Annotated in this window: 6 protein-coding genes; 2 read left to right on the forward strand and 4 right to left on the reverse strand. The window is 40.6% G+C overall.

Translation table 11 applies throughout. The annotated features are described in order from the left end of the window. Nucleotides 1–387 precede the first annotated feature (387 nt). Together rpsB and tsf are read left to right on the forward strand one after the other, a co-directional pair. The gene (gene rpsB / locus PENNN9_RS02435; RefSeq protein WP_058368170.1) at nucleotides 388–1,197 is read left to right on the forward strand and encodes a 30S ribosomal protein S2; all 810 of its coding nucleotides are present in this window, start codon (nucleotides 388–390) and stop codon (nucleotides 1,195–1,197) included. Nucleotides 1,198–1,447: 250 nt separating this feature from the next. After that, nucleotides 1,448–2,329, forward strand: a complete 882-nt coding sequence (gene tsf / locus PENNN9_RS02440) for a translation elongation factor Ts (protein WP_058368171.1) — start codon at nucleotides 1,448–1,450, stop codon at nucleotides 2,327–2,329. 173 nt (nucleotides 2,330–2,502) lie between these two features. Here the strand turns inward: tsf and PENNN9_RS02445 are convergent, their stop codons facing one another. The 4 genes from PENNN9_RS02445 to hflX all read right to left on the reverse strand — a co-directional run. Continuing rightward, on the reverse strand, nucleotides 2,503–3,321 hold the full coding sequence (locus PENNN9_RS02445; protein ID WP_058368172.1) for a lytic transglycosylase domain-containing protein: 819 nt from the start codon (nucleotides 3,319–3,321) through the stop codon (nucleotides 2,503–2,505). A gap of 480 nt (nucleotides 3,322–3,801) precedes the next feature. Further along, complete coding sequence (locus PENNN9_RS02450; RefSeq protein WP_058368173.1) at nucleotides 3,802–4,491, reverse strand: LrgB family protein; 690 nt, start codon at nucleotides 4,489–4,491, stop codon at nucleotides 3,802–3,804. Nucleotides 4,492–4,507: 16 nt separating this feature from the next. Further along, complete coding sequence (locus PENNN9_RS02455; protein WP_058368174.1) at nucleotides 4,508–4,942, reverse strand: hypothetical protein; 435 nt, start codon at nucleotides 4,940–4,942, stop codon at nucleotides 4,508–4,510. A gap of 246 nt (nucleotides 4,943–5,188) precedes the next feature. Then, the coding region (gene hflX, locus PENNN9_RS02460) for a GTPase HflX (protein ID WP_082637960.1) at nucleotides 5,189–6,129 on the reverse strand (941 nt) is incomplete at its 5' end.

A 6,129-nucleotide genomic window follows, 5' to 3' on the forward strand; every position in this document is an offset into this window, starting at 1 on the left:
GGCCCCGTCCGTATAGGCGTCGTTTTTTTGTGCATCCTTAATTTTTAGTGTTTTTTTAATAAGTTATTGGTTTTATTGCCTGTTATCTGAATATAAAGAATATATCGTCAAAGTAGTTGTTTATAATTGATAGCCAATTATGATAAAATACAGCGCAGCTATTTTTAGAGTTTGCTTGTTTTTTAAGTAATAGCTCAATTTTTAAATCAACCAATGACACACACATCACGGTAAAAAATTACTGGGTGTTTGGCGACTTGATTAATTTGCATATAGTAGATAATGACGATATGACTCTAAAGCAGAGGGTATCGCCAGCGAATGCGTGTCGCTAGATAGGTAATTTTTGTGATGTGGAGGCATAACCCAACCAACAGGACATTTAACATGGCTACAAATAATCCAACCAAAATTGAAATGCGCGACTTATTACAAGCCGGCGCTCACTTCGGTCACCAAACACGCTTTTGGAATCCAAAAATGGGTCCTTACATCTTTGGTGCACGCAACAAGATTCACATCATCAACTTAGAGCATACTGTAAAAGCATTTAACGAAGCTTTGACTTACGTAAATGGCTTAGCTGCTAAGAAAAACAAAGTATTGTTTGTTGGTACTAAACGTGCTGCGAGCGGTATCATCCGTGAGCAAGCTCAACGTGCCGGTATGCCATACGTTGACCATCGCTGGTTAGGTGGTATGTTGACTAACTGGAAAACTCTACGTCAGTCAATCACTCGTCTAAAAGAACTTGAGAAGCAAAGCGAAGATGGTACATTTGCTAAGCTAACTAAGCGTGAAGCGTTAGAGCGTACTCGCGATATGGAAAAACTTGAGCGTTCATTAGGCGGTATCAAAGATATGGGCGGCCTACCTGATGCAATCTTTGTCGTTGACGTTGATCATGAAGCGATTGCAATCAAAGAAGCTAAGAATCTAGGTATTCCAGTTATCGGTATCGTTGATACAAACTCTAACCCAGACAACGTTGATTACATCATTCCAGCAAACGACGATGCTATTCGTGCTGTGACTCTATATGTGTCTTCTGTTGCTGATGCAATTATCGCTGGCAAAGAGTATGCACAGACTCAAGCTGGTGGCAAAGCTGACCAAGAGCAAACTGCACAGCAAGCATCTACGACTGAAGAAGCATCAGCTGAAGATAAAGCAGACGCTACAACGCCAGCAGAATAAATAGCTAATCGTTAAGGTCTAACGTTATAAGGATGTTTTGATAGTGTATCTATCTGCATCCATATTAGGTTATTAACAACGTACAAGCTTACAATAGGCATGATGCAGTTTTACTCGTCATGCTTTGTTGTTGATGGATAGCTCGTTAATAGCTAAATATTATCGTCTATGTTTTCTTCTGTTATATGTAGATAGTAAAACATCAGCAAAAGTTAAGCTCCTCATACATAACAATACTAAGGTGACTCTTATGTCAGAAGTAAAAGTATCCGCCAAAATGGTAAAAGAATTGCGTGACCGTACTGGTCTTGGCATGATGGAATGTAAAAAAGCCCTACAAGAAGCCAATGGTGATGTCGAAGTTGCCATCGATAACTTGCGTAAGTCTGGTCAAGCGAAAGCGGCTAAAAAAGCAGGTAACATCGCAGCTGACGGCGCTATTATTATCGCTCAAGGTGATAAAAAAGCATTCTTGTTAGAAGTTAACTGCCAAACTGACTTTGTAGCAAAAGATGATAGCTTCACAGCGTTTGCAGAAAAAGTTGCAAACCTTGCTCTAGAAAACAACGTGACTGACGTGGCTAAAATCTCTGAATTGCCTTATGGCGACGGTCAAACGGTTGAAGAAGCACGTGTATCTTTGGTACAAAAAATCGGTGAGAACATTCAGGTTCGTCGTGTCGAAACTATCGAAGGTGATAACATTGCATCATACCGTCACGGTCTACGTATCGGTGTTGTAGTATCGTATGAAGGCGGCAGTGAAGAAACGGGCAAAAACCTTGCTATGCATATCGCAGCGTTCAACCCTGCAGCTGTCGATGCTGAAGACGTCTCAGCTGACGTACTAGCACGCGAAAAAGACATCATCGAAGCAAAAGCTAAAGAATCTGGTAAGCCTGACAATATCGTTGAAAAAATGATCGAAGGTGGCCTACGTAAGTACCTAGACGAAGTAACTTTGCTACGTCAACCGTACGTCATGGACAACGACAAAAAAGTTGGCGATGTATTAAAAGCTGAAGGCGTAAAAGTACTTGGTTTTAAACGCCTAGAAGTTGGTGAAGGCATCGAGAAGAAGCAAGAAGACTTTGCCGCTGAAGTTGCTGCTGCTCAAGCTGCTAGTAACTAAGAGATACTGTCTATTAGAGACTATGAATGTTAAATGCTAAGTAGATTTATATTTAACATCATAAACTGGCTCTATTTGAATGACGAAGTAAAAAAATGAAAAGCCCGCTAACGAATTAGCGGGCTTTTTTGTGGGCGGGTTTTAATGTTGTAATCTGTATCCCACTTTTAGTATCAGCGCAGCGCAGCATAGGCAGAGTTAGCATAGCTGGTACTACCAATGTTATTACTAGTGCCATAACTGATAGTTTGCATCCCACCATTATTGTCATTACTATTGATGGTAGCATTATTGTTAGCGCTCATAGTATTGCCAGTCAGACCTGAGTCATTTTTATATAAGCTATGATAACGACTCATCACTTTTTTGACATAATTACGAGTTTCTTTAAAAGGTGGTATACCATTGTATTTATCGACGTTACCTTCTCCTGCATTATAACCTGCAATCGCAAATTCGACATTATTATTAAAGCGGCGCATAAGCCAAGCGATATATTTGGCCGAGCCTTCAATATTGTCAGCAGGGTTCCAAGGATTGCTAACCTTAAATCGTCTAGCAGTAGCTGGCATCAATTGCATAAGTCCTTGTGCTCCGACAGGAGAACGAGCGTTTGGATTAAAAGCTGATTCAGTATGCATCATCGCTTTCATCAGACCTGGATCAACGCCATGCCGCGCTGCAGAGGCGCGAATATAGCTATCATAAGCATTGCGACTACTACTTCTGCTAGCAGAACTACTACCATAGTTATTGCTATTACTATCACCGTCATACATCTTTGAATCTTTATAATAAGTCACTTTTACTTTCTTAGTAAACTTATCAAAATTACCAGTCGGATTGACGTTTGTTAAGAGAACTTGGCCACCCTTGTCTTTATATATATACATATTACCAGCATGAGCGGTAACTGACAGAGTAGATAGAGTGATAGCAGTCAATATAAAAGGAGACAGAAAACGATTAAATAGAGGGGCAATGTTTATCATAGAAAATATCACTTTTTATCGAATAACAGCAAATTGCTCTGCTTATAAGCGCAACGTTTTGCTTAATAAAGCTATCATTGGCGACTACTAAAATTCATACTAAAGACAACGATAAATAGTCGACAAAAATTACGTCTAACAAAAATTACTTGTAATAGATACAAAAGATAATAGTTGCTTACTATAACATAAAATAATTTTCGACCCTATAATTTTGATTAAAAATGCTTACTCAGTATTCTTTGAATTTGTAATAAAAGCTTAGGAAAATCAAATATTAACATTATTATTGTTTTAGATAAGGTGAACGATAAAGAGTAGGTACGTGTGTATATGACGTGGTTATAAGGCAATAAAAAAAAGTCAAGGACAGATGGCTATATAAAATCATGTATTTTTTACAGACATAAGTTTGCAAATTAACACAGCCTGTATCGGTTTTGAGAATAAGTAACCTTATATACTTCGTGAGCTCAGATTTTAGATACCTAAGGCACTGATAAAGATAGGTACCCAAACCGCTGTCAGTAGACCATTGACCGCCAGTCCAAAGGCCGCGTAACGCCCAGCCGTATGGCTGATCTGCCAAGCTTCTACTGTACCAAAAGCATGGGCTGCCAATCCCAACGCTAAGCCTTTCGCACGGTCATCATCTATACCACGAAATAAGAACCGAGCTAACATCCCACCTATTAATCCTGACACAATGATAATTAGATTGGCCATTGCTAAAGGTGCTTTTATCAGATCTGCCACGCTAAGGCCAATAGGAGTCGTCACAGAACGGGTAGCAAAAGCCAATAGAGTGTCATGACTTAAGGAAAACATATAGGCCAATGACATAGGTAGCAGCGCGCCGACCACACTAGCGATGACTACAATCACGATCAAGCTTTTGACAGGCAATCCTTTAAAGCTCATGGCTGCTAATGGTACAGCTAATAGCACGGTTACGTAACCTAATAAATGGTCAAATACAGGCTTGGCAACCGCGTAATAATTGTCATAATCCCACTGTAAAATAAACAAAAACACAATGACCAAAATAAGCGCAGTAATGACCATTGGTAACCACGATATTTTCCGTGCCAATACACGGGCTATCACATGGGCCGCTAGCGTTAGTAATATCGCTGCAAAAGTAGCTATAAATACACTATCAAAGCTCATACTTTCTCTCCTAAGCTTATTGTGATTCTTTATGCTGAATAATAGTGTCGTTATCGATACTTGCACGGTTACTTAACCAACGATTGGCAAGTAGACCAAGTCCCCAAAGCGGTAATAGTGTGCTGATCAAGATAGTCATCATGACTCCCCATAGCTCATCACCTAACGCGAAAAGCAATAAACCTGCGCCAGCTGAGACGGGTAAAAAAGCAAAGCCACTATCGACCAATAGTGTGTTACTCGCTTTGGTCAACCAGTTTGGTAAACCTTTGAGCATACGCCATGCAATAAGAATAAAAAACATCGCCACCAGCCCAACCACATTAGCGGCTTTTTCAATACCTGCCCACTGACAAACTATAACAGAGGACTCACGAACCACAATAACCATGATTAACGTCAATATTAAGGCAATCCATGGAGGCACAGTCGAGGAGTGGGTAGCTTTCATAAACAATCCTTGCCGAAATAGCAATCAATCGGTGTCATCAATAAGGTAGGAGTTGCATTATTAGCGCAGAAGAGGGCGCCATAGCATAAAGTGATAAGCAAATCGCAACAGTAACGAGGTAATAGTACTTCTATCGACTTTGTGCTTGATTATATACATGTTGGATAGACTAAAAAAGGCTTGCACAAGCGAATGTCGCAAGTACAAGCCTTCTTTAGACTAATCTTATAGATTTCATTTGGCTTATTAAGAAGATGAATCGGTAGCTGGTGCATCATCAATATTAACAGGCTCATGAGCCTCTTGGCTATCCGTATTTTTAAAACCATTGTCACCATCACCTGCCGCCTGCTCAGCGCTAATAGCCTGTTCAAATGGTTCAAGTGTAGGCATTAATAGGGATGCCTGCGCTAATGGTAAGACATCCAGTGGTGATAAGTTTGCTTGCCCTAGTATTTGCTTGAGCCTGTCACTTGGCAGACGAATGGTTAGGCATTCGTGTCCTGTCTCATCGTAGCTTTCTGCTTGAATAACCCCCAACTCATAAAGCGTGTTTTTGAGCTGACCGGCATCATAAGGAAGCGTCAAGTCAAACGTCGTCAATGTGCCCGTCAATAATTGCTGCACAGCAAGTGTCAACTCTTCCATACCTAAGTTATCTTTTGAAGACACATAGACGCGGTTGGGTTTACCTTCAGTTGCGTAGCCTATATGCGCAGGCTCACCGGTTATATCGATTTTGTTATAAACATTGAGTACGGGAACATCGTTATCAATCTCAGCCAAGACATCTTTAACTGCTTGAATTTGCTCATGCATATCTTCACTAGATGAATCAATAACATGTAATAATAAATCAGCTTCTAATGTCTCCTCTAAGGTTGCATGAAACGACTCTACCAACTCATGCGGCAGATGACGAACGAAACCTACAGTATCAACAAGCACAACTCGACCAACACCTTGCCAGTCCAAGCGGCGTAGCGTAGGGTCTAAGGTTGCAAACAGCTGATCTGCTGCATAGATGTTCTCATCAACCAAACGGTTAAACAAGGTCGACTTACCCGCATTGGTATAGCCGACCAAAGAGATGGTAGGTACATCTGACTTTTGACGTTTGGCTCGACCTTGAGCTCGAGTTTGCTTTACTTTATCAAGCTTGTTTTTCAACTGATTGACGCGCGGGA

The sequence above is a fragment of the Psychrobacter sp. ENNN9_III genome, assembly GCF_001462175.1.
Classification (GTDB): Bacteria; Pseudomonadota; Gammaproteobacteria; order Pseudomonadales; family Moraxellaceae; genus Psychrobacter.